At 51.9% G+C, this 24,251-nt stretch carries 22 protein-coding genes; 15 read left to right on the forward strand and 7 right to left on the reverse strand.

From position 1 onward, the window contains the following. Positions 1-99: 99 nt before the first annotated feature. The gene (locus ACO064_RS29630) at positions 100-639 is read right to left on the reverse strand and encodes a DUF6580 family putative transport protein (protein WP_421830786.1); all 540 of its coding nucleotides are present in this window, start codon (positions 637-639) and stop codon (positions 100-102) included. Between the two features lie 134 nt (positions 640-773). Here ACO064_RS29630 and ACO064_RS29635 point away from each other — a divergent pair, with 134 nt between their 5' ends. Further along, positions 774-1,268 carry a DUF421 domain-containing protein gene (locus tag ACO064_RS29635; protein WP_421830787.1) on the forward strand — a complete coding sequence of 165 codons (495 nt, stop codon included), beginning with the start codon at positions 774-776 and terminating at the stop codon, positions 1,266-1,268. Positions 1,269-1,328: 60 nt separating this feature from the next. Here ACO064_RS29635 and ACO064_RS29640 read toward each other — a convergent pair whose 3' ends face one another. Further along, a complete protein-coding gene (locus ACO064_RS29640; RefSeq protein ID WP_421830788.1) occupies positions 1,329-1,886 on the reverse strand; it encodes an RNA polymerase sigma factor in 558 nt (185 codons plus the stop codon). 409 nt (positions 1,887-2,295) lie between these two features. On the opposite strand from ACO064_RS29640, the gene ACO064_RS29645 reads away from it, so the two are divergent. The 8 genes from ACO064_RS29645 (at position 2,296) to rplT (ending at position 9,338) form a co-directional block, all read left to right on the forward strand. Further along, positions 2,296-2,850: a DinB family protein gene (locus tag ACO064_RS29645; protein WP_114409361.1), complete on the forward strand. Its 555-nt coding sequence runs from the start codon at positions 2,296-2,298 to the stop codon at positions 2,848-2,850. 58 nt (positions 2,851-2,908) lie between these two features. Next, the gene (locus ACO064_RS29650) at positions 2,909-3,316 is read left to right on the forward strand and encodes an EVE domain-containing protein (protein WP_421830789.1); all 408 of its coding nucleotides are present in this window, start codon (positions 2,909-2,911) and stop codon (positions 3,314-3,316) included. Continuing rightward, positions 3,313-4,212, forward strand: coding sequence for a class I SAM-dependent methyltransferase (locus tag ACO064_RS29655; RefSeq protein ID WP_421830790.1), 900 nt, complete (start codon positions 3,313-3,315; stop codon positions 4,210-4,212). The genes ACO064_RS29650 and ACO064_RS29655 overlap by 4 nt, the downstream gene beginning before the upstream one ends. A gap of 87 nt (positions 4,213-4,299) precedes the next feature. Beyond that, positions 4,300-5,472, forward strand: a complete 1,173-nt coding sequence (locus ACO064_RS29660) for a tetratricopeptide repeat protein (RefSeq protein ID WP_421830791.1) — start codon at positions 4,300-4,302, stop codon at positions 5,470-5,472. Positions 5,473-5,739: 267 nt separating this feature from the next. Continuing rightward, a complete protein-coding gene (gene thrS, locus ACO064_RS29665) occupies positions 5,740-7,689 on the forward strand; it encodes a threonine--tRNA ligase (RefSeq protein ID WP_421830792.1) in 1,950 nt (649 codons plus the stop codon). A gap of 207 nt (positions 7,690-7,896) precedes the next feature. Continuing rightward, on the forward strand, positions 7,897-8,457 hold the full coding sequence (gene infC / locus ACO064_RS29670; protein ID WP_114409339.1) for a translation initiation factor IF-3: 561 nt from the start codon (positions 7,897-7,899) through the stop codon (positions 8,455-8,457). Between the two features lie 134 nt (positions 8,458-8,591). Then, a complete protein-coding gene (rpmI, locus tag ACO064_RS29675; protein ID WP_114409338.1) occupies positions 8,592-8,789 on the forward strand; it encodes a 50S ribosomal protein L35 in 198 nt (65 codons plus the stop codon). Between the two features lie 204 nt (positions 8,790-8,993). Next, a complete protein-coding gene (gene rplT / locus ACO064_RS29680; protein ID WP_114409337.1) occupies positions 8,994-9,338 on the forward strand; it encodes a 50S ribosomal protein L20 in 345 nt (114 codons plus the stop codon). Positions 9,339-9,376: 38 nt separating this feature from the next. On the opposite strand, the gene ACO064_RS29685 is transcribed toward rplT, so the two are convergent. Next, positions 9,377-9,793, reverse strand: a complete 417-nt coding sequence (locus ACO064_RS29685; protein WP_421830793.1) for a nuclease A inhibitor family protein — start codon at positions 9,791-9,793, stop codon at positions 9,377-9,379. Between the two features lie 131 nt (positions 9,794-9,924). Here ACO064_RS29685 and ACO064_RS29690 point away from each other — a divergent pair, with 131 nt between their 5' ends. From ACO064_RS29690 to ppsA, 4 genes are all read left to right on the forward strand, one after another. Continuing rightward, the gene (locus ACO064_RS29690; protein ID WP_421830794.1) at positions 9,925-10,503 is read left to right on the forward strand and encodes a hypothetical protein; all 579 of its coding nucleotides are present in this window, start codon (positions 9,925-9,927) and stop codon (positions 10,501-10,503) included. 293 nt (positions 10,504-10,796) lie between these two features. Then, a complete protein-coding gene (gene dnaK / locus ACO064_RS29695) occupies positions 10,797-12,728 on the forward strand; it encodes a molecular chaperone DnaK (protein ID WP_421830795.1) in 1,932 nt (643 codons plus the stop codon). 144 nt (positions 12,729-12,872) lie between these two features. Next, positions 12,873-13,337, forward strand: a complete 465-nt coding sequence (locus tag ACO064_RS29700; protein ID WP_421830796.1) for a MarR family winged helix-turn-helix transcriptional regulator — start codon at positions 12,873-12,875, stop codon at positions 13,335-13,337. A gap of 12 nt (positions 13,338-13,349) precedes the next feature. Continuing rightward, on the forward strand, positions 13,350-15,983 hold the full coding sequence (ppsA, locus tag ACO064_RS29705) for a phosphoenolpyruvate synthase (RefSeq protein ID WP_421830797.1): 2,634 nt from the start codon (positions 13,350-13,352) through the stop codon (positions 15,981-15,983). A gap of 26 nt (positions 15,984-16,009) precedes the next feature. Here ppsA and ACO064_RS29710 read toward each other — a convergent pair whose 3' ends face one another. Beyond that, complete coding sequence (locus tag ACO064_RS29710; RefSeq protein WP_421830798.1) at positions 16,010-16,657, reverse strand: class I SAM-dependent methyltransferase; 648 nt, start codon at positions 16,655-16,657, stop codon at positions 16,010-16,012. Positions 16,658-16,757: 100 nt separating this feature from the next. Here ACO064_RS29710 and ACO064_RS29715 point away from each other — a divergent pair, with 100 nt between their 5' ends. Continuing rightward, positions 16,758-17,537 (forward strand): hypothetical protein, encoded by a 780-nt coding sequence (locus ACO064_RS29715; protein WP_421830799.1) that lies wholly within the window; start codon positions 16,758-16,760, stop codon positions 17,535-17,537. Position 17,538: 1 nt separating this feature from the next. Here the strand turns inward: ACO064_RS29715 and ACO064_RS29720 are convergent, their stop codons facing one another. Beyond that, positions 17,539-19,884, reverse strand: a complete 2,346-nt coding sequence (locus tag ACO064_RS29720) for a hypothetical protein (protein WP_421830800.1) — start codon at positions 19,882-19,884, stop codon at positions 17,539-17,541. Between the two features lie 79 nt (positions 19,885-19,963). Beyond that, positions 19,964-21,007 carry a hypothetical protein gene (locus tag ACO064_RS29725; RefSeq protein ID WP_421830801.1) on the reverse strand — a complete coding sequence of 348 codons (1,044 nt, stop codon included), beginning with the start codon at positions 21,005-21,007 and terminating at the stop codon, positions 19,964-19,966. 154 nt (positions 21,008-21,161) lie between these two features. Here ACO064_RS29725 and ACO064_RS29730 point away from each other — a divergent pair, with 154 nt between their 5' ends. Then, complete coding sequence (locus ACO064_RS29730) at positions 21,162-21,785, forward strand: response regulator (protein ID WP_421830802.1); 624 nt, start codon at positions 21,162-21,164, stop codon at positions 21,783-21,785. 94 nt (positions 21,786-21,879) lie between these two features. On the opposite strand, the gene ACO064_RS29735 is transcribed toward ACO064_RS29730, so the two are convergent. Further along, entirely contained in the window at positions 21,880-24,216 is a 2,337-nt protein-coding gene (locus ACO064_RS29735; protein WP_421830803.1) for a glycoside hydrolase family 65 protein, read from the reverse strand. Positions 24,217-24,251: the final 35 nt, after the last annotated feature.

Below are 24,251 nucleotides of genomic sequence, written 5' to 3' on the forward strand. Positions count from 1 at the left end.
GGATAGGAAGTTGGTTGAGTCGGTGTATTGTCACTAAAAAAAGACCTGCAAGGTTTGAAAGCTTACAGGTCTTTTGGGGTATCGATAGGATAAGTGAATTTATCGGGCGAGCCTGAAAACCGGAAACTGTCGCTGTAAGAGATAATAACTGCCGAATAAAATCGTGCTGAAAGTCAGGTCGCCCAGAACGGCATTCAGGAAAAAGGACTGGCCGTTGTAGAACGCCAGACCGGCGGCATAACTGGCCAACAGGCCCTGGGGCGTTTGCGGGTAAAACGAACTGCCGTACCAGACCGCGAAATTGGTAATCAGAAAAAACAGGGCGGAAGACAGGAGCGAAGCGGTTAAGACCCGGCCAAAGGTGACTTTGCGTAACAGAACAACGCCCAGCAACCAGATTACGGTGAAGGCACTGTAGACGCTCATCATCCCGCTGTGGAAACCAATGAAGAGGTCACTGAGCAGCATGGCCGCCACTGGAATGACCAGCCCGAGCCATTTGCGCTCAAAGGTGGCCGCGCCAAACAGGGCCAGGGCGGCAATGGGTGTAAAATTATACGGGTGAGGTAACAAACGACTCAGAGCCGTGACAACGATGATGGCCGCTAACGATGCCGTACGAATGTGAATAAGCTTCATGGCGTGAAGTTACACCGAAAATTAAAAACTGTCAAAACCTGAATCAATTTGGGGGACCAAACGCTCAATTTGCTGCCGTATTTCCGCTACTTTCCGTCGCAGATCTGTTTCAGAATTCAAATCGGTTGCAAGCTATGGAAAAACTAATTGGCGTTGACTGGCATTCAGTCTTTATCCCCACAACCTCTGTTTTGGAAATGATGGTGCGCGGCACCCTGACGTATTGGTTTATCTTTTTATACCTGCGGTTTTTCAGGCGCGGCACCGGGCAATTGAATCTCAGCGACTTGCTGCTCATTACGATGATTTCGGATGCCGCACAGAACGCGATGGCCGGGCCGTATGAATCCGTGACGGAGGGTTTGTTTCTGGTCGGAACGCTGGTTTTCTGGGACTATACGCTCGACTGGCTGGGTTATCAATCCGTTCTTTTGAAAAGAATCGTGGAACCCGAACCCATCTTATTGGTGAAAGACGGTCAGTTGATGCGCCAGAACATGAAGCGGGAGATGATCACGGAAGACGAATTGATCAGCATCCTGCGGGAAAAAGGCGTTGACGATTACCGCAATGTGAAAAAATGCTACCTCGAAGGCAGCGGAAACATTAGCGTAATCGAAAAAAAATAACCGGATAAAATCGCCTAATAATCAGACAGTTTCAGGCGGTTTTATCCGGTTTATTCAGAATTAATTTAATTGATAAAAGATGAGTATATCTTTTACTTTATCCCGAACGCGTTTCAGCCGCATTTTGACGGCACTGTCTTTAACCTGTAGTAGTATTGCCATTTCCCGGATGTTCAAGTTGTCTTCATACTTCATTCGCAAATACATCGACTCGCTGGGGGCGATTTTTTCCAGAATCAGATCAACGAGCTGGTAGCGTTCTTCCATCCCGGCGTAGTCGTTGGTTTCGGCCAGGGTCTTGACGATCTCGTGATCCAGTTCGACCCAGTCGCTCCGCCGGCGGCCCATTTTCATGCGATCCATGCAATAGTTGGTCGAAACCGTGTAGAGCCAGGTCGAAAAGGTGGATTTCTCCTTAAAATTGTGTAATCCGGACATAACCCGCATAAAGATGTCCTGGGTGAAATCCTCCGCATCAATGGGGTCTTTGGTGATGGTCAAACACCGGCGGTACACCTTGTTTGAATAACGCTTGTAGAGTTGACCAAAATAGTCGCTTTGTTGGGTAGCAAGGTAAAACCGTACCAGCTCCTCGTCGGTGTGACGATTGGTGTTCATAAGTTGATAGCACAGAAATCGTGAACTATTTATTGAACACAAAGAGGAGGCTGACCCTTTGAGTAATAATAACTGAGCAATCGCTCAATGATCCAAAACTATTGATTGTCCATACAAATGTCAAGAGGTAACTTTACTTTTATTTGATTTTCACCATTAGTTTATAATCAATCCATCCTAAAAAAATATTGGATTGATTTTAGGAGATGAAGCGGATTCAGAAGTCGGACTTGTATTATAGTCAGGAGCGGGAAAAAGTGCCTTTTCATGCACATTCTTCAATAAGTTATATCTTTTTTTTGGGATAGAATCGGGGAGTAACACAATGAAAAAATAACAAACCCTTTTACCTTTGCCGAAAGAACCGAAAGAGGACACAGGCCCTCTGCTCATTTACAACACGATTCCAATGGTACAGAACGACGAATTGATACGAATCATCGACCTGCTCAACACCACCTACGAAGGGGAAGAAGCCTGGCACGGGCCTTCGCTGGTGGAAGTGCTGAGTGGCGTTTCTCCCGAAATGGCGGGTCACCGGTTGACGCCCAACACGCATTCCATCGCCGAACTGGTCTTCCACATGACGAGCTGGCGGATTTTTTGCGTCAAAAAAATGCAGGGAGACAAGGATTTCGACATCAAGACGCCGGAGAAAAATTTTGGGTCGTTTCAGGTTATCGACGATTTTGAGTGGGAAGCCCTGCAAATGGAACTGAGCCTGAGTCAGGAAGAATTGATCAACGAACTCGACAAACGCGATGATGATGAATTTCTGGAAGATATCGTTCCCGGTAGAGACTATACGTACTATGATATGTTGCATGGCATCATCAATCACGACACCTACCACTCCGGTCAGATTTCTATCATTAAGAAAGGACTGAAATTCAAAGGGCTGGACGAAGATCATTCGCACGATGAGTTCGGGTCCAAATACGGCGACGAATTCGACGACTATTAAACCGTCGACAAATCGGTTTAGCCATTCTAACCATCAAACCATTTAACACTCCAACCCGTTGAACTACTGGCTCGTTAAGTCCGAACCGGACGCCTATTCGTGGGACGATTTTGTCAAGCAGGGAAAAGCCGTGTGGGATGGCGTACGCAACTATCAGGCCCGGAACAACCTCGCTGCAATGCGACTGGGCGATCAGGTCCTGTTCTACCACAGCGTGGCGGGTAAGGAGGTGGTCGGACTGGCCAAAGTGAGCCACGAAGCCTATCCCGATCCGACCATTCCCGAGGATCCCCGGTGGGTGGTGGTGGAACTCGAACCCGTCACCCGGCTTTCGAAACCGGTTTCCCTGCAACGGATTAAAGCGGAACCGCTGTTGCAAAATCTGTTGCTGATCCGGCAGTCCCGGCTGTCCGTCGTTCCCGTGAGCGTCAACGAATTTGAGTGTATTTTAGCCCTGGGCTCATGAGTAACAACCGTCTGACGCTGCTGACCCCCGAAAGCTGGGCTTCCTACGAATTAATCGACACGGGCGGTTTTGAAAAACTCGAACGTTTTGGCTCTGTTGTCCTCAGCCGCCCGGAACCGCAGGCCATCTGGCCCAAGTCGCTGAGCGATGCGGAATGGCAAAACCGGGCCCATGCGGTTTTTAAAAAAGACAAGGGATCGCAGGAAAAAGGGGAATGGGTACTAAACGCCAAAATGGACGGGAAATGGTTCATTCCGTATCGGCAACAAGGCCTGGATCTGACTTTCAAACTCTCACTTTCGTCCTTCAAACACGTCGGAATTTTTCCGGAACAGGCCGTCAACTGGCCGTTTATTCACCGGAATGTATCGGCTCTATCCGTTGAAAAACCGCGTATTCTGAACCTGTTTGCCTATACCGGAGCAGCATCGCTGTCGGCCCGGCAGGCGGGTGCGGAGGTGACCCACGTCGATGCCGTTCGGCAGGTCATTACCTGGTCGCGGGAAAACATGGAAGCCAGCGGGCTCGACAACATCCGCTGGGTGGTGGAAGATGCGCTGAAGTTTGTGAAACGGGAAGTCCGTCGCGGCAATACCTACCACGGCTTGATTCTGGACCCCCCGGCCTACGGGCGCGGGCCGGAAGGGGAGAAGTGGCTGCTGGAAGAACACCTCAATGAATTGTTGCAGGTTTGCGCCGAATTGCTGGACAAGCAGCAGTATTTTTTGATCATCAACCTCTACTCCCTCGGTTTTTCCGCGCTGATTCTGGAAAACCTCATGAAAGCCCATTTTGGCGAGCGTCCCAACACCGAATTTGGCGAATTGTATCTCCGCGACGGTTTTGCCAAACGCCTGCCCCTGGGCGTATTTTATCGCTTTTCTTCCATCGAATGACCTATATTTGCAGGTGGAAACGAACTGGTCTGTCTGGCCATCCGGTATTTCGGAAGCGGCAGTCCGTCCTGATTTCCGGGAATTAGAATGGGCAAGTTCTGTAGCCTCTGGTGTCTGATTGGTGTGTGTTTTCTAGTGGCCTGTTCCGACGACGACCGCCGGCAGACCCGGATTCCCGCTGTGCCGGAAAATTCGGCTGACATCCGCAACCAGGCCGCCCTGGAAGCCCTGACGCGGGCGATCAACCAAAGCGGCCCGGCCTCGGCCTATGCCAAACGCGCGGCTCTGTATATGGATATGGGAAAGACCGACGAAGCGCTGGCCGACATCAACGAAGCCCTTGAACGGGAAAACAACGAAGGGCGGTATCACTTTGTGAAGGCGCAGGTTTTGCGAAAAAAACAGTTGTATGACGACGGACTGGAAAGTGCGTTGCGGGCCGAAGGGCTGGGTGTCAACACGCCGGAATTATACATTGCCATCGGGGATTTGCTCCAGCACGAAAAGCAGTTGGACCGCGCCCGGTTTTACCTCGTGAAAGCCCTGCAAATGGCCCCCTACGAGGGCGAAGCGTTTTACCTGAACGGTCTGGTGGCGGCCAAATCGGGCGATACCACGCGGGCGGTTACGTTTTACAAACGGGCATTGACGCTGAAACCCCGGTTTCTGGAACCGTATGTGCAATTGTCGATCATCCATTCCGTGCGGGGCGATTATGCGACGGCCATTGCCTACAACAAGCGGGGCGCGGGTTATTTCCCGAATGACCCCGGTTTGCTGTATGCCCTCGGCCACATTTACCAGCAAACGGCGGCATCCGACAGTGCCTACTTTTTTTACCAGAAAGCCCTGCGACTGGACCCCACGATGGTGCAGGCGCATTTTCAGTCGGGTCTGGTAATGATGAAGCTGCGGAACATGGCGCAGGCCCTGCAGCATTTCGATCAGGTGGTGAAACAGGCTCCACAGTTTCCGCGCATCCATTATTACATCGCCATGTGCTACGAACAATTCCGGGAATGGGAACAAGCCGGTAAGCAATACGCGTTAGCGATGCAGGAGAATGCCGCCGATCAGCAGGCGTATTATGGCTACTGGCGGGTGCAGAAGAGAAAAATGTATGGCGATGCTACCGATATTCCGTACACAGAAAGCTCCACCGCGCCAACCCGCCCCGGTCAGGTGCTCGACACCACGCGCGTCCGCGTCATGATGATTCAGCCCCGATCCCGATTCAGCCGCGATTCAACCAGAAATTGAGATGTTTGAAGAAGGAATGTTAAATGTAAAATGATGAATTTTGAATGTTAAACTGAATGCATCCCAACTATTTTAGGAAATTCGTATGTTGCCCCTAAATCTCCTAAAGGGGACTTTTAGCATCCGGAGGGTTCCGCGTCCAAGTCCCCTTTAGGGGATTTAGGGGCAACAGCGAATTTCCAACTACTTTTACATTCACCATTTCTCATTTTACATTTAACATTCAAAACAATTGCCGATTGAGTACCACTGATAAACTTTATAAAAATGAGTGACCAAATTCGCATTACACTGCCCGACGGCAGTGTCCGGGAGTATCCCAACGGAGTAACCAGTCTGGAAATTGCCCTGAGCATCAGCGAAGGGCTGGCGCGCAATGTGTTGGCTGCCAAGGTGAATGGCACCGTGCAGGATGCCACGCGCCCCATTACAACGGATGCAGCGGTTACCCTGTTGACGTGGAACGATACCGAAGGAAAAGCGACATTCTGGCATTCATCCGCCCACTTGCTGGCCGAAGCCCTGGAAGAACTGTATCCGGGCATCCAGTTTGGAATCGGGCCGCCAATCGAGAAAGGCTTCTACTACGATGTCGATCTGAACGGACAGCATTTCTCGCAGGAGGATTTCAAGAAGGTGGAAGACAAAATGCTCGAACTGGCGCGGCAGAAACAGGAGTTTATCCGTCAGCCGATCAGCAAAGCCGAAGCAGTCGCGTATTTTGAAAAGAAAGGCGATCCCTATAAACTTGACCTGCTGGAACGGCTCGAAGACGGAACGATCTCGTTCTATACTCAGGGCAACTTCACCGACCTCTGCCGGGGACCACACATCCCGCATACCGGTTTTATCAAAGCTGCGAAGCTGATGAACGTGGCCGGGGCCTACTGGCGGGGCGACGAGAAGAACAAGATGCTGACCCGCGTTTATGCCGTTACGTTTCCGAAACAGAAAGAACTGGACGATTACCTGCACCTGCTGGAAGAAGCCAAAAAACGCGACCACCGGAAACTGGGCAAGGAACTGGAACTGTTTGCTTTTTCGGAAAAAGTCGGCGCCGGTTTGCCGTTGTGGTTGCCAAAAGGAACCATGCTGCGCGAACGGCTGGAGAACTTCCTGCGGAAAGCGCAGGTTCGGGCGGGCTATCAGCAGGTCGTTACGCCCCACATCGGTTCGAAGCAATTGTATGTGACCTCGGGCCACTGGGAGAAATACGGTGAAGACTCGTTCAAGCCCATTCTGACGCCGGAAGCGGGCGAGGAGTTTCTGCTGAAACCCATGAACTGCCCGCACCACTGCGAAATTTATAAGACCAAGCCACGCTCGTACCGGGATTTGCCTTTGCGGCTGGCCGAGTTTGGCACGGTTTACCGCTACGAACAAAGCGGTGAATTGCACGGTTTGACCCGGGTTCGCGGTTTTACGCAGGACGATGCGCACATTTTCTGTCGCCCGGATCAGGTGAAGGAGGAGTTTATCAAAGTAATCGATCTGGTGTTGTACGTTTTCAAATCGCTCGGTTTCGACGATTACAGTGCCCAGATTTCGCTGCGGGATCCCGAAAACAGGCAGAAATACATTGGCTCGGATGAACTCTGGGAAAAAGCCGAAGCGGCCATCATCGAAGCGTCGGCCGAACGGGGCCTGAGAACCGTGACCGAACTGGGCGAAGCCGCTTTCTACGGTCCCAAGCTGGATTTTATGGTTCGGGACGCCCTGGGCCGCAAATGGCAGTTGGGGACCATCCAGGTCGACTACAACCTGCCCGAACGGTTTGAACTGGAATACACCGGTTCCGACAACCAGAAATACCGGCCGGTGATGATTCACCGCGCGCCATTTGGTTCGATGGAACGGTTTATTGCGATCCTGATCGAGAACTCGGGGGGCAACTTCCCGCTCTGGCTGTCGCCCGACCAAATTGCGGTTTTGCCGATTTCGGAGAAATATGAGGACTATTCCAACGAAGTTTTCCTAACTTTGCAGGAAAGCGACATTCGGGGGTACGTCGATCACCGCGATGAGAAGATCGGTCGCAAGATCCGGGATTCGGAATTGAACAAAGTCCCATTCATGCTGATTCTGGGCGAGAAAGAGCAGGCCGAAGGGCGTGTTTCCGTTCGCAAGAAAGGCGAAGGCGACTTGGGTTCGATGACCATTGCCGAATTTGTGGCGTTTTTCCAGAATGAAATCAAGCCCGTAGCGAAGGCAATTTGATGAAATACATGAACCATGAACGGGGTTAATGAACAGACCGGACGGTTTTCGGCTATTCATTATTTCCGGTTCATGGTTCATTGACTTCATTTTCTTGCTCCGAATGCTTAAAATGCGTATTTTACGGGAAACTTTATAATACAGATTACGTTATAGGCACGTAATCACCCGCAACAGCGGACCCATTTTCAACCCTAAATATTATCTATGGCATTACAGCGCAGACCCATGCGCCCACCGCGTGTGGTCGAAGAACCTTACCGGATCAACGGCCGTATTCTAGCCCGTTCGGTTCGGGTAGTTGGTGAAAACGTCGAACAGGGCGTTTACGACATTCAGCAGGCCCTTGACCTGGCCAAGTCGCAGGCCCTCGACCTGGTCGAAATTTCTCCCAACGCCGTGCCGCCCGTCTGCCGGATTGTCGACTACTCGAAGTTCAAATACGAACAGAAGAAGAAGCAAAAAGAAATCAAGGCGAAGGCTCAGAAAGTCGTTATCAAAGAAATCCGGTTCGGCCCGAACACCGACGACCACGATTTTGAATTCAAATTGAAACACGCCATCAACTTCCTGAAAGAAGGCTCGAAGGTGAAGGCTTACGTCCAGTTTGTCGGGCGTTCCATCGTCTTCAAAGAGCGGGGTGTTGAACTGCTCCAGCGGTTTGCCAAAGGCTTGGAAGACATCGGCCGTGTTGAGGCTGAGCCCAAACTGGAAGGCAAGCGGATGAGTATGTTCCTGGCACCCAAGGTGGTTCAGGTGAAAAAATAATTCGTTTAAGGTTTGAAGTTTAAGGTTTAACGTTGCTGATATTGGTAACGTTAAACCTTAAACTTCAAACCTTAAACTTTTTTTACTTATCTTTGCGGCCTGTTTCACAATCAGCAACATTTCTGTTTAAAGCAATGCCAAAAGTAAAAACCAATTCGGGCGCCAAGAAGCGTTTCAAGCTGACTGGTACCGGCAAAATCAAACGGAAGCATGCCTTCCACAGCCATATCCTGACGAAAAAGTCGACCAAACGCAAGCGGAACCTGGTTCACGATGCGCTGGTTTTCAAAGGCGATGAGCGTCGGATCAAGGTTATGCTCAACCTGGCGTAAGCAACGCCCACTTTCGCGGATTCTCCGCGCGGTTTCATGTTCAACCCGATCTCAGGCCTTTCAAGAACAAAATAAGTTAAGAATTATGACGGGGCCGCCCGTGCGGTTAAGAGTTATTTTCCAGTAAGAAGATTAACTCATAACTATTAACTCTTCACTCTTAACTGAACTGTCGCCTGTTGTCAAAAACAAAAAAAATCAAAAATGCCACGTTCAGTGAACCACGTAGCCTCCAGGGCACGTCGCAAGAAAGTAATGAAATTGGCCAAAGGATACTTTGGTCGTCGTAAAAATGTTTGGACGGTAGCGAAAAACGCGGTTGAAAAAGGCCTCGTTTATGCATTCCGCGACCGTCGCCAGAAGAAACGCGATTTCCGCGCTCTCTGGATTCAGCGGATCAACGCCGGTGCGCGTCTGCACGGTGTTTCCTACTCGGCCCTGATGGGAAAAATTCACTCGGCCGGTATTGAGTTAAACAGAAAGGTACTGGCTGATCTGGCCATGAACCACCCCGAGGCTTTCAAAGCCGTTGTTGAAACTGTGAAATAAATAGTCCGCAGGCAGCCCTCACCGGCTGCCTGCTTTTTTTAGAAAGCGGTATCTACGACCAGCGTCTTCAATCCGGCCCAGCAGCCGTCCGCTTTGCGTCCGAGTAAATACAAATCCACTTCGTTTTCGCCAACCCGGAACACCTGACGATCGCTCAGGACAGCCTGCACGGTTTTTTGCAGTTCGATAAACCGGATGGTTCTTTTCTTTTCGTCCTCGTCATACCACGCCTGATCGGTAACAGCCGGTTTCCAAAAACCGTCTTCCGGGATCTCCTCAACGTAAATTTCCGGCGTTATCAGTAACAAATCCTTCACCTGGCTAATGGTCAATGGCGGCTCTAAATCAACCGTATAGTCCACGGATTCAACGGGTTCGTCCGACTCACTGGGATAAAACAGGTCGGTCAGCAAATCAGGCAGGGAAAATTCGGGGGTAGATTCTTGGGGCGGCATTGTTACAATCCATAATTAATTGCGTCTCAATTAAACTGATTCCGTACCGGGAAGTTATTACAAAGAAACAGTATAACCTGCTCAGTCCGGTGCTTCATAGTATTTTTTAACCACTCAAAACCCATACGATCATGATGGAAACCCTCATGAACCTCATTCGCCAGCAGTCGGGCGATGCGGTCATCAACAACCCCGCCATACCGAATCACCAGAATGAAGATGCCATGCAGGCGATTTCGAGCGGTATTCTCGGCGGACTACAGCAACAGGCCCAGGGCGGTAATCTGAGCGACCTGCTGAGCATGGTAACCGGCCAGGGCAATGGTGCCAACGTGCAGGAAAGCCCGGTGACCCAGGGCGTCCAGCAGAATGTGCAGCAAAACCTGATGCAAAAACTGGGCATTTCGCCCCAGATGGCCATGTCAATTGCGACGGTGGTGGTGCCGATGGTATTGAGCAAACTGATGAACAAATCCCGGGACCCGAACGATTCGAGTGTCGATGGCAATCAGATTCTGGGAGCGGCCACCGGCAACCAGGGCGTCGACTGGATGGGAGCCGCCAGTTCGGCCATGGCCGATGGCAAACTGGATATGAGCGATCTGATGCGCGTTGCAGGCGGTTTTATGGGTGGCGGTAATAACACCCAGCAAAACCAGTCGAACAGTGGCGGACTGGGTGGCTTGTTAGGCGGTTTGTTTGGTAAATAACGGGAATCCCCCAACCCCTCCCTGAAGGCGGCAAAAAAACCGGCGTTGAAATGCCACTTTCAGGGAGTTTGGGGATTTATCGATGAGCCTGCCAGTAGGTATCCTGGCGGACCCGCTACCGGTTTACATCCTGTCAGAAAAAGTCGGAGAATTTCAAGCATTAAAGCCATTCAGTCAGCTTTAGCTGTCAATCTGTCACGTTTTGGGGCAATTGTATGGGCTGGCATAGGTCTTGTTCATTAGGCATTTGTAGTTTGTCAAAAGACTAAAAGCAAGACATTCGTAAAAGTATCATGGGAAAGATTATAGGAATTGACTTAGGAACAACCAACTCGTGCGTGTCTGTCATGGAAGGCAACGAGCCGGTGGTCATTGCCAACAGCGAAGGCCGTCGGACCACTCCATCGGTGGTGGCCTTTATGGACAATGGCAACGGCGAACGCAAGGTCGGTGATCCGGCCAAACGCCAGGCCATCACAAACCCCAAGAACACGATTTCATCGATCAAACGGTTCATGGGGAAACGTTTCAATGAAGTTCAGAACGAAATTAAAACCGTCGCCTACACGGTCGAACGGGGCCCGAATGACACGCCCCGCGTCCGGATTGGCGATCGTCAATATACACCACAGGAAATTTCGGCCCTGATTCTGCAAAAAATGAAGCAGACCGCCGAAGATTATCTGGGCCAAACCGTTACGGAAGCCGTTATTACCGTACCGGCTTACTTCAACGATGCCGAACGTCAGGCGACCAAAGAAGCCGGTCAAATTGCCGGTCTGGATGTCAAGCGGATTATCAACGAACCCACAGCGGCTGCCCTGGCCTACGGCCTGGACAAGAAGCACCAGGATATGAAAATCGCCGTGTTTGACCTCGGTGGTGGTACGTTCGATATTTCCATTCTGGAACTGGGCGATGGCGTATTTGAAGTAAAATCGACCGACGGTGATACGCACCTCGGTGGTGATGACTTCGATCAGGTGATTATCGACTGGCTGGCGCAGGAGTTTAAAAACGACGAAAACATCGACCTGCGGCAGGATCCGATGGCGTTGCAACGGCTGAAAGAAGCGGCTGAAAAAGCGAAGGTGGAACTGTCCAGCTCCAGCTCGACGGAAATCAACCTGCCGTATATTATGCCGGTAAACGGTATTCCCAAACACCTGGTGCGGACGTTGAGCCGCGCGAAATTCGAACAGTTGGCTGATTCGCTGATTCAGCGGAGTCTGGAACCTTGCCGCCGGGCGTTGAAAAACTCCGGGTATTCGGCCAGCCAGATCGACGAGGTCATTCTGGTCGGTGGATCAACCCGGATTCCGAAAGTGCAGGACGAAGTGGAGAAACTGTTCGGACGGAAACCGTCGAAGAGCGTGAACCCCGATGAAGCCGTAGCTGTTGGTGCTGCCATTCAGGGTGGTGTTTTGACCGGTGAAGTGAAAGATGTCCTTCTGTTGGATGTGATTCCGCTGTCGCTGGGGATTGAAACGATGGGTGGTGTTTTGACCCGTCTGATCGACGCCAATACGACCATTCCGACCAAAAAATCAGAAACATTCTCGACGGCTTCCGACAATCAGCCGAGCGTTGAAATCCATATTTTGCAGGGAGAACGTCCCCTGGCGAGCCAAAACCGCTCACTCGGACGATTCCACCTCGACGGTATTCCACCGGCCCCGCGCGGTATTCCGCAGATTGAAGTGACGTTCGACATCGACGCCAACGGGATTCTGCACGTAACCGCCCGCGACAAAGGAACCGGCAAAGAGCAGAAAATCCGGATTGAAGCCTCAAGCGGTTTGAGCGATGACGAAATCAACCGGATGCGCGAAGAAGCCAAAGCCAACGAGGCTTCTGACAAAGCCGAACGGGAGACCATCGAGAAAATCAACCAGGCCGACTCGCTGATTTTCCAAACCGAGAAGCAGTTGAAAGAATACGGCGATAAATTGTCGGAAGGCAACAAAACCGCCATCGAGGGTGCATTGAGCGAATTGCGTTCAGCCCACAGCAGCCGCGATGCAGCCGCCATCGATGCGGGTGTGGAAAAACTGAATGCTGCCTGGGCAGCCGCTTCGCAGGAACTCTATAACGCCACGGGCGGTGCGCAAGGCCCCAACCCGGCCGACGGTTTCGCGGGTGACGGTGGTCAACCCAACGGGCAGACTGGTCAGCCAACCGGCCAGGACAACGTTTCGGATGTGCCGTTTGAAGAAGTAAAATAAGAAACAAACCTAAATTTGGGAAGCCAGCCTGTGATAAACGGGCTGGCTTTTTTTGTGCTCATGCGCCAAGCCTGCCAAAATGAGTTTGAAACTTTAAAAAGACTAATTATCTTTGTCGATAAGATAATTAGTTACTAAGGTAATATGCAGGAAGAAGACGCACTCCGACCCATCCGAAAACTGAGCCAACTGTATGCCTATACCTCTATTCAGATGCACGAAGCCGTTGCCCGAAAGGCTGGCCTGTCGGGAACGGACCATAAATACCTGGGATTTTTTATTGAAAAAGGGCCGATGACTGCCGGTGAGCTAGCCACGTTAACGGGCCTAACGACGGGCGCAGTTACCGGTTTGGTCGACCGATTTGAAAAGAAAAACCTCGTAAAAAGACAATTTGCCCGGGACGACCGGCGCAAGGTCATCCTGGTACCGAACACCGCCACCATTATGGCGCTTTTGGCTCCGCTCTATGCCGAATTCCGAAGCGAGTCGGAAAAATTGCTGGCATCCTTTTCAAACGAGGAGATTAAAGTCATTGAAGCCTACTTTTTAAAGGCCATCGACATCATGAAGGCAACGACTCAAAAACTTAATACCAACGAATTGTAGAGTAGGAAAGGGATGAAGAACGCAAGTGAATACCTGCTTGATTTTCAGAATATTGACCGGAAAATGCTTGCCGTGGTTGGGGGCAAAGGGGGGAGTCTGGGAGAATTGTCGCGGATGGAGGAAGTGCAGGTGCCGGAGGGTTTTTGTGTGACGACGGAAGCTTATAAAGATAGTATCGGCCAAAGCGAAACGTTGAAGACATTGCTCGATCAATTAGCCCTGCTGAAAGTAGATAACCGGGTAGAAATAAGCGAAATCAGTGCAAAAATCCGGAAGGTGATCGAAGAAACCGCGATTCCGACCGGGATCGAAAAGGAGATTGCCCGCCAGCTTCAAAAACTTGGTGAAGAACATGCGTACGCCGTTCGATCTAGCGCTACGGCGGAAGACCTGCCAACGGCCTCGTTTGCCGGACAACACGATAGTTATCTGAATACCGTTGGCAAGGCCGCCATTCTGAAATCGATCAGTCGCTGCTGGGCATCGCTGTATACCGAGCGGGCTGTTACGTACCGGCTGCAAAATGGATTCGACCATCGAAAAGTCTATTTATCGGTGGTGATTCAGAAAATGATTTTTCCGGATGTCGCCGGAATTCTGTTTACGGCTGACCCGGTTTCCGCCAACCGGAAGGTGGTGTCGATTGATGCCAGCTTCGGATTGGGTGAGTCGCTGGTTTCCGGCCTGGTCAATGCCGACCATTATAAAGTTCGTGCGGGCAAGGTGATTGCCAGAAAGATTTCCTCCAAGAAGCGGGCGGTTTATGCCGTAAAATCGGGCGGAACGCAGGAAATGGAGGTGGAATCCAGCCGTCAGAACCGGCAGGCGCTGACCGAGGAACAGATTTTGCAACTTGAGCGTGTGGGCCGGAAAATCGAAGCCCACTTTGGTTGTCCTCAGGACATCGAATGGGGATGGGCTGATGATACATTGTTTGTGTTTCAGAGCAGGCCCATCACCACGCTGTTTCCGATTCCGGAAGCAAATGAGCCCGGAAATGCCGGGCCCGACCCGCGCGTCTATGTATCGGTCGGTCATAATCAAATGATGACCGATGCCTTAAAACCCCTGGGAATTTCTTTTTTCCAGTTAACGACCCGTGCTGTCATGCATCAAGCGGGCGGAAGGTTGTTTGTGGACGTCACACCGCACCTCGCTGCACCGGACAGCCGAAAGAAGTTGATCGAAACCTTTGGACAAGGCGACCTGCTCATCAAAGACGCCCTGTTGACCATCGCCGGGCGAAAAGACTTTATCAAACCGGTACCGAATGGGAAAATACCGGCCACGGGATTTATCGACAACAACCTTTCGTGGCGTTATCTGGCGTCATTCGAAAACAAACCGGCTCTCGTTCCTGATCTCATCCTACAAAGTGAAACCTCTATGGCTGCGTTGAAGCAAGCTATCCAGGCGAAATCAGGAACCGCCTTATTCGATTTCATTCGGGAAGATATTCCGCAATTAAGACAGATGTTGTTTAGTCCGCTAAGTTTGGAGGTGATCAAGATTGCCCTCTACGCTACGGCCTGGATCAACAAAAAAATGGAGAAGTGGCTGGGCGAGAAAAACGCAGCAGATGTGCTCACCCAATCCGTATCTCACAATATTACGTCGGAAATGGGACTGGCCCTGTTGAATGTTGCCGATGTGATTCGTCCGTATCCCGAAGTCATTGCGTTTTTACAAGGGGTAAAAGACGAGCACTTTTTGGATGAGCTGGTGAATGTTGAAGGGGGGCAGGAAATCCGCAAGGCAATCGAGGTTTTCCTTACCCGATACGGTATGCGTTGTGTCGGTGAAATCGATATTTCGAAGGCCCGTTGGAGCGAAAAACCGGCTCAACTTGTACCCATCCTCCTCGCAAACATTAAAAATGTTGAACCCGGAGCCGCCAGGCAGAAGTTTGAGCAGGGGCGGCAGGAAGCGATGGAAAAAGAACGGGAATTGTTGGAACGATTGATGGCATTACCGGACGGGAGACGAAAAGCCCGGGAAACCAGACGAATGATCGGCCTGCTCCGGAATTTCATCGGCTTTCGTGAATATCCCAAATATGGTCTGGTCAATCGCTACTTCGTATATAAACAGGCAATCCTCCGGGAAGCCGAGAAACTCGTGCAAGCCGGGGTCATTCCTGAAAAAGAAGACAGCTACTACCTTACTTTTGAAGAGCTTCGCGAAGTCGTACGCACGCAGACCCTGGACCTTCAAATCATCCGCCAACGAAAAGACGAGCATAAAATCCACGAAAAACAAACGCCCCCGCGCGTGATGACATCTGAGGGTGAAATCATCACCGGTCAGTACAGCCGGAAAAATCTTCCGACCGAAGCGATGGCCGGGCTGGCGGTTTCTTCCGGACAGATCGAAGGGCGGGCAAGGGTCGTCTTCAAGCTGGAAGATGCGGATCTGGAAGCGGGTGATGTGTTGGTCACGACCTTTACTGACCCGAGCTGGACACCCTTGTTTGTGTCTATCAAAGGCCTGGTGACCGAAGTGGGCGGACTGATGACCCACGGAGCCGTGATTGCCCGGGAATATGGTTTGCCGGCAGTGGTCGGGGTGGAAAATGCAACCCGGTTGATCAAAGACGGCCAGCGAATCCGGGTGAATGGAACGGACGGTTATGTGGAAATTCTGTAAAAAGCAATGCGATTATGGCACCGGACTTACTCGGCGGTTTTCTGCCAGTAGCCACTGAGAACCATACTTCCCAAATAAGGCTGTGATTTACCGAAGTGCAGGGAGGGGTGTGCATTCAGCAGCGTCAACCAGTTGGGCAGTCGATTTGCTTCGATGCGGCTGAGCGTGCGAAAAAACCGGTATTGGCCCCAGAGCAGCAGGCGTTGCCACCACAAAACCGGTTGAACGAAATCGCAGCAAAACCAATAACCGTAGTTGTCTAAACAGGTCAGCAGCCGGGGCAGGATCTGGGTTTGCAGCCGTTCCTCCGAAAACAGATCAAGCACAAACGGCGTAAAGAGAACCTGAACACGGTCGCCGGGCCGAATGGCGGTTTCGGTTCCAACCCGAAAGTCGACCCGACTGTCGTTATTCACTTCCTTCTTTGCCAAAGAAATCATCACCGGCGAAGCATCGATGTAGAGGACATTTTGGGGATCGCAAACCGCCAGGATGCGCGACAACAGCCAACCCGAACCGCCACCCAGGACAAGAATAATCGCTTTTTTAGGAACCGATCCGAGCCAGTGAGCCTGCGCTTTTCGAAGTGAATCACCGAAAACCAGCCGGGAAAGGGCGTCGTAGAAAGGAGCAATACTGTCAAAACCAGCGTCAACGGGTGGGAAAGTAGCCATAGCCTGGTAATCGGTTTCACTTCAAACTACAAATGAAGGCAATTAAGATGACTTTTTTACCGGTTTCACGTCTAAGGAAAACACATAAACCTGTTGACGGATGAAAAGAGAACTACGCCCCGGTTTTAGTCTGTTTCTACTCAGCCTGAGCATGCTACAGGCCTTCGCTCAACCTAAATCAACGTCGCCAAAAACGACTTCGCAACCTGCGAGCCTCGCGGTTCGGGCCGGGTTCAATCAGTTATACGGCGATCTGAAAGACCCTCTATCGACTCCGTTCGCCGGGGCCTCGCTGCTGGTTCCCATCACAAAAACCGTAACGGTTGAATTGCCTTTCGATGTGGGAACGTTGCAATCCCAGCAGGATGACTACTATCATTCCAGTGCCAAAACACGGTTTATTCAAGTCGCCGGTGCCGTATCGGTGGATATACTGGAATGGTTCAGGCAGGGGCAAAAGCTGGTGGAACTTCGGCCCTATGGCGGGGCCGGTCTGGTGTTTTTCCGGGCAGAAGCCGTTGACCTGACCACCGGAACGGTGCAGCGGGTGACCAACAGCGCGGGCAGCCACCGCTCGCGCGACGGAATTGAAGCGCGCGGGAAAGCTGGCGTCAAACGCACCCACGAACTGGTTTGGCTGGTGGGGCTGCGGGGCGCAACCGCCCTCTCGCGCCGGATGAGTATTTTCGGGGATGTCCGGCTCAACCTCGTCCGTACCGATAAACTGGATGCCACCCTGGACGATAACAACCAGGTGATGCAGGCCACCGGCCCGGCATTTACGGAGGGAAACCATTACGGGAAAAACAGCCCTGACAAATGGGGCTTTGTGACCGTTGGCCTGAATTTCTACTTTGGCGAGCGGTTTTCGAAAAACTGAGTTATTTACCGGCCAGAAAATCCGAATAGGTCGCGCATTCCCGGATCATCTCTTTGTGAAACCGGGTCTGCGCATATTCTTTGGCGAGTTTAGTCAGAGAGGCACTGTATTGCTCCCGACGCAGGGTTTTCATTTCGGTATCGAACGGTTTGGGGTCAATGGCGTAATTGCGTCTGGCATATTCAATTTCCTGGCGGGTGCGGAACGCATTTTGTTCGCAGCGAGCGGCCATAAAGCAGGCCCTGGCAGCCAGTTCGGGGTTATGGGCGGCCGTCATCGCCTTCTCGAAAAAAGCTTTGGCGGTTACATTGGTATAATAATCCTGCTCGCCAACCAATTGAAGCCCGCGATCCCGTTGGGGCTGTTGAACCTGCCGGTAGGTATACTGGTAAAGAACTGGTTCGGCCCCGCTCCAACGCGCCCGCACCAGGAGCCAGGCATTGCCAAACCAGCTCATATTATACGCCCCGCAACCCAGTTGGTAATATAGGTTGGCGGCTGCATCACCCGATGCGGTTTTGGCCTGGGTTTCCAGGGCGACCATTTTTTTGAGGAATGAAACCGGGGTGTAGGCGTTGGCTGTTTTTGTTCCGCGCTGTTTGCCCAGAAGATTGATGGCGAACGGATTTTCGTTGAAATAGGATGTAAAAGGTTCGCTTTTCCAGGTTTTAGGCGAAACGTTTGCGTAGGCTTCGGCGGCTTCAGCATACTGGTTTTCGGCCAGCAGCCGTCTTCCCAACAGCAGATACAGCGCGTCGTTGGTAAAACCGGTCAGTTTCAACAGCCGTTGGTCAAACCCGGCAGGTTTGGGTTGGGTCGCAAACTGAACGACGTTCCGGATCGCGGCGGAAGAGGTCGTATCTTCAATGTCGTACAGATCGGAATGGCTGTCAAAATACAACTCATTCCGGTTGAGTTGCGATGATGTCAGGGCAGTGAGTAAAAACGCTTTGGCGGTCGAAGGGCCATCCGGCTGGCCTGACTTGGACCGAAAACAACCCGACAGCCAGCCGCCCGCTTCTTTTTCAACGGGTTTTCCGTAGCCGTATTTCCGGGCCAACTGTTTGCAGGTTTCGACAAACGCATTGGTCATGTGAAAGCTCGTCGAGTTGCCGAACTGTTCGAGGTAGCCAATCAACTGATTTTCAACGTCCGGCGTAAGGCTCTCCGTTTGGGCAGTAAGTAAAAGCATTTGTTGCAGCGCGATCTGCTTTTTCAACATCGGGTTGGTGGTCGGTTGTTGACCGGCCAGATCGAGGTTGGTTTTGGCATCAGGATAGGCTTTGGCCAGATAGTCCAGGTACGCGGTTGCCGTGTACCAGAATGCCGGATTGCTCAATTGGGTATTCCCCGCCGACTGTAGCGCAAAATCCCGAAGCTGCTGGAAATAATCGGGGGCTTCTTTTTTCCGGTCCACGAAATTGAGCGAGTCCGTCCGCGTTTTGTCATCATAGACGTTGATGGGCGACGAGTCCTGAAAGAAGAAGTATTCATTCCGGTTGATTTCCCGCGCCATTACCAACTCGATCAGCGGATTTTTGGGGTTCAGGCTCGCCATTTCTTTCAGGAATGATAAGGCATCCTGTTTCGGCTGAATGGCACAAATAGCGTAGACGGCGGCTTTTTCGCGGTCATTTTTGCAAAAATCCAGCGATTTTTTCCGAAAGCGGATGCCGTAAATCCGCAGGCTGGTTTCGGCTTCGCGACGGCGTGACGGACAGCGGTCAAAAACCTGCGCAAATTCATACAAAGCCTGGGCCGTATCACCCAACGCCATCGTTGCCCCCGCATGACGACACAACGACCAGTCGCTCAGGAACGTTTTTTTGGACAACGGACGAACCAGGTCGTCATAAAGTGTGCGGCTCAGGGCATAGTTCTTCGCCATAGCCGCCAGTTTGACGGCCTGAAAAGCGTAACGTTCTTTCAAAAACGGATCCTGGGTGGACTCAAAACCGGCCCGTGCTTCGCCCAGCAGCGTCGGCAACACCGACCCCGAGGTGTCCTGACGAACCGAATCCGCTTCCCAGGCATTGACCGGACGGGGGGCGGCTTCCTCGGCTTGCCAGGCCAGTTTCAGGTAGGTCAAAGCCGCCGGGTTGATGGCTGTTGCCCAGCGAACCAGCCCGTTTGATGCCTGGTTTTCGCGGCTGTAGAGGGCGGCAGAAATCTCGTTGTCGGACACTTTGCCCCGGCTGTAGGCTCTCCACGCCAGCACATTCTCGTCCGTTACAACCGTATCTTCATCCGTATCAAAATACTCATCATACCGGTAGAGCTGTGGCGTAAAGTGATAAATCTGGTCACGCAGGGAAGTTTGGCTGCTTTCCGGCATGAAAAAACTCATAAACTCGTTGATGTCATACTAACTCGGGCCGCAGGCAAAGCCGATCAGGATGGCAGCCGACAGCAGGGCGCTGCGGAGCTTACCGGACAAGAGAGTGAAGAAACGCATTGGTGTAGGAGGATGTTACGGTAGAATCGAGATGATAGAGGGCAAATGTAAGTTTTTGATTTTGAATTTTCGATAGCAAAAGCTGCTTCCCTGCCGTCAAATCGTCGTTTTGGCAAGCTTCGGCCCTGAACACATCACCCCGGCGGATCGAAAAACCGAGGGCGGTGGTGTCGCGGGTGGCGACAAAGCGGTTTTCGGTTTCGGGTTTCAAAAAGGAACACCTCGCCAGCGTTTTGGAATCGAGGTTGTTGAGCAAGCTCAGAAACCGGTTGTTGCGGTAAACCACCGTCCAGCGAAACAGCGGCAGAACCACATCCAGCGGCAGGGGATAGTGTTCCAGAAAGTCGGTATAGTGCCGGGCTACATCCAGATCATAAATCGAGTTGCGGGTATCGGCGCGCTTCCAGTCGGCCATATTGTAAAACATCAACATGCCCCGGTCGACGGGTGGCAGTCCGGTTTGTTCCGGATACTTGATCTGGTGTAGCCGGATGGTGGCCGAAACCGGACCCTTGAAGCGGTTTTTTAGTTCCCGGAGCAGGAAAAAATACCGCTCCCGGCTTCCCGCGCTCCAGTCGCAATCCAACTGAATTTCCGGACTGCGAAGGCCATTTTGCCGGGAGATCTGGGTGATTTTCCGAAAGAGGTTTTCGGCCAGCCCCGGAATGGCCGAAGCATCACTGCGAAGGAGCGTCTGGTTCGTGATAAACACCACCGGAACGATGGTCAGGCCAACGGGTTTCCGGGCAAACCGGACGACGGTTTTTGGAACTGCCGATTGGGTAGCCGGGTCCCAGTCTACGTCGAAAAACCGGAGGTAGAGTTTCCGGATTTGAAGCTGATCGAGCAATTGACGTTCGGTAGGGGAAGGGTTGTAGGTGGTTTGCCAGAAATAAAAAGCCGGGCTGAGTTGTTTTGGGTTGGGCGACTGGCAGGAAAGTGATACCAGAAAACCCGTAATGAAAAATACGCACAGTCCACTTGATAATGGGATACAGCAACGGAATTTATGCATGGAGTGGACTATTTCTTCGAAATAAACTCGTAAAATTCGCAGCGAGTATACGCATTCTTCCGGTTTTATACCAAGCCTTCTGTCCCATGAATATGGGATAGCATATCAGTATTTGTCTGATTAACTTTGTTCGCAAACGTCTACCCATTCGAGAATGGATTCCATCCGTGTACTGATTTACGAAGACAATGTTACCCTGCGTGGGGCGCTGGAAGTCCTGATCGAGGGAAGCGAGGGCTACGAAGCGGTGGGTGCTTTTGGTGACACCCTGATCATTGAACAACAGGTGGAGCAACTTCGCCCGGATGTGATTTTGATGGACATCAGTATGCCGGGGCAAAGTGGCATTCAGGCCGTTCAAAAACTACAGACCCGGTTTTCGCACGTCGAGGTGTTGATGCTCACGGTTTTTGACGACGATGAGTCGGTATTCGATGCGTTGAAAGGCGGGGCGACAGGTTATTTGCTCAAGAAAACACCGCCAGCCGAAATTTTGAACGCCATCCAGCAAGTCTACGAGGGTGGGGCTCCCATGTCGCCGGTTATTGCCCGGCGGGTGCTGGTTTCACTGCAATCCGGAAAAGAAACCCCGGAAATGGCCCGGCTGACGGCGCGTGAAAAGGAAATCCTGGATCTGCTGGCCCAGGGACTCAGCTACAAACTCATCGCCAGCGAAGCCGGCATCAGCATCGAAACCGTGCGGACGCACATCAAGCGAATCTACGAAAAACTCCACGTTCATTCCGTTACCGAAGCCCTGGCGCACTACCGGCACTAAACTCTGAACGTGGAAATATAAATTGACTTTCGGGTTCAAAATCCGAAAATTTAAAATTGGGGTTGGTTCCTGCGCAGGAATCAATCCCAATTCGTTAGATCACATCTGGTTCAGTCTCAGCCGATCGCGGCACGGTTTTCTGGCTTTTCCCCTCCAGAACCAGCAAACTGCCAAACAAAACAACCTCAGCGGTTTTGTCCGAAAAGTTCTGCACGCTTACGTCAGACTGCGTCACTTTGATTTCCAGCAAGGCTCCCCGAAACCGGATTTTAAACGCCAGCGACGCCCAGTTGTCGGGGCAATGCGGATCCAGAATCACCTGCTCATCCTTGATCCGGAAACCGCCGAAACCCTTCACCACCGCCAGCCAGGTGCCCGCCATCGAGGTGATGTGGCAGCCGTCCTCGGTGTCGTTGTTGTAGTCGTCGAGGTCCAGCCGGGCGGTGCGCAGGTACATCTCATACGCCTTTTCCTTCAGCCCCAACTGCGACGCCAGCACCGAGTGGACGCAGGGCGAGAGGGATGATTCGTGAACGGTCATCGGCTCGTAGAAATCGAAATTCCGGCGCAATGTCTCCCGGTCGAAGTCGTCTTCGAAGAAATAAAGTCCCTGCAACACGTCGGCCTGTTTGATGAAGCACGAGCGCAGAATCCGGTCCCACGACCAGTGCTGGTTCAACGGCCGCTGTCCTTTCGGAATCTCGCTCACCGGCATCAGTTCTTTATCCAGAAACGACTCCTGTTGCAGGAAAACCTGCCGGTTTTCGTCGTAGGGGAGGTGAATGTTGTTCGCGATATGGAGAGCCGTGGCCACTTCCTTCTCCTCCCGGAAATGAATCCGGTCGCACAAGTCGTTGAATTTCTCCAGGTTAAGCTGCTTCACCCGGCCAACCACTTCGGTGGTATAGCGCAACGTCCAGGCGGCCAGGTAACTCGTATACCAGTTGTTGTTGACGTTGTTTTCGTATTCGTTCGGCCCGGTCACGCCCAGCATCACATACTGCTGTTTGGCCTCCGACCAGTTGACGCGCTGGCTCCAGAACCGGCTGATCGCAACCAGTACTTCCAGGCCGTAGTCCGTTAAATAGTCCTCGTCACCCGTATACCGCACGTAATCGTAAATGGCGTAGGCGATGGCGCCGTTGCGGTGAATTTCCTCAAACGTGATTTCCCACTCATTATGGCATTCCTCGCCGTTCATCGTCACCATCGGATACAGCGCAGCCCCAGCCTTGAAACCCAGTTTTCGGGCATTCTCAATGGCTTTTTCGAGGTGCTTGTAGCGGTAGAGCAACAGGTTTCGGCTGACTTTCTGGTCGGCTGTGGCGAGGTAAAACGGCAAGCAATACGCTTCGGTGTCCCAATAGGTCGAGCCGCCGTATTTCTCCCCGGTAAATCCTTTCGGGCCGATGTTCAGCCGTTCGTCTTCGCCGGTATAGGTCTGGTTGAGTTGGAAAATCGAAAACCGGATGCCCTGCTGGGCTGCAACATCGCCTTCGATGGTGATGTCGTTCATCTTCCACTTGTCGGCCCAGGCCTGCTGCTGTTCGATCAACATCCGGTCGAACCCTTTGCCGGTAATCCGCTGCAGGTATTTCCGGGCTTCCGAAACGACTGTATCACTATCGTAATTCAGGGACGACAGGTTGACGGCGTATTTATAAATTGCCGTTTCCTGGCCCTGTCGGCATTCCAGCGTGATGCGGTTGGCGACGTATTTTTCCTGCCGGATGGGCTGGGATTGAAAATCGATCCGGGCATTGTCCTGTTCAATTTCGATGGACATGCCGGTGCAAACGTGAAAGCCGGTTTTTCGGGTACGCAGTTCGATGAAGGCTTCCCCATACCCGGTTTCTTTCCGCACTTCATCCCAGAACGTTTCGTCGTAGTTGGAGTCGCGGTTGCGGATGTTGCCGTCGATGTAGGGTTCAATCGTGATTTTGGCGTCGAAATTCAGGGGTGTCAGGCTGTAGCGGATCACCCCGGCTTCGTCGTCGACAATGGAGCAAAACCGCTTCGAACTGACTTGAAGCTCTTTGCCACTTTTCAGCAAAGCCACAAATGACCGTTCGAGATACCCTTCCTGCATGTTCAGCACCCGTCGGAAATCGCGGACTTCGCAGGTGTTCAGGTCAAGTGTTTCGTATTCGATGTTGATGGAAATACCGATCCAGTTGGCCGCGTTCAGCACTTTGGCGAAGTACTCGGGATACCCGTTTTTCCACCAGCCAACCCGGGTTTTGTCGGGGTAATAGACCCCGGCGACGTAGTTGCCCTGCAAGGTTTTGCCCGAAAAATTCTCCTCAAAATTCCCCCGTTGCCCCATGCGCCCGTTCCCGAGGCTCATGACACTCTCGGTAATTTCATTGTAGGAACGGTGGAAATCTTCTTCAACAATCAGCCAGGGGTCGTGCTTTAGGTACTGTTTCATTCCGGGTTAAGATTTTTTTAGCGAGATGGCAGAAC

This window comes from Larkinella sp. (assembly GCF_965227735.1).
Taxonomy (GTDB): Bacteria; Bacteroidota; Bacteroidia; order Cytophagales; family Spirosomataceae; genus Larkinella.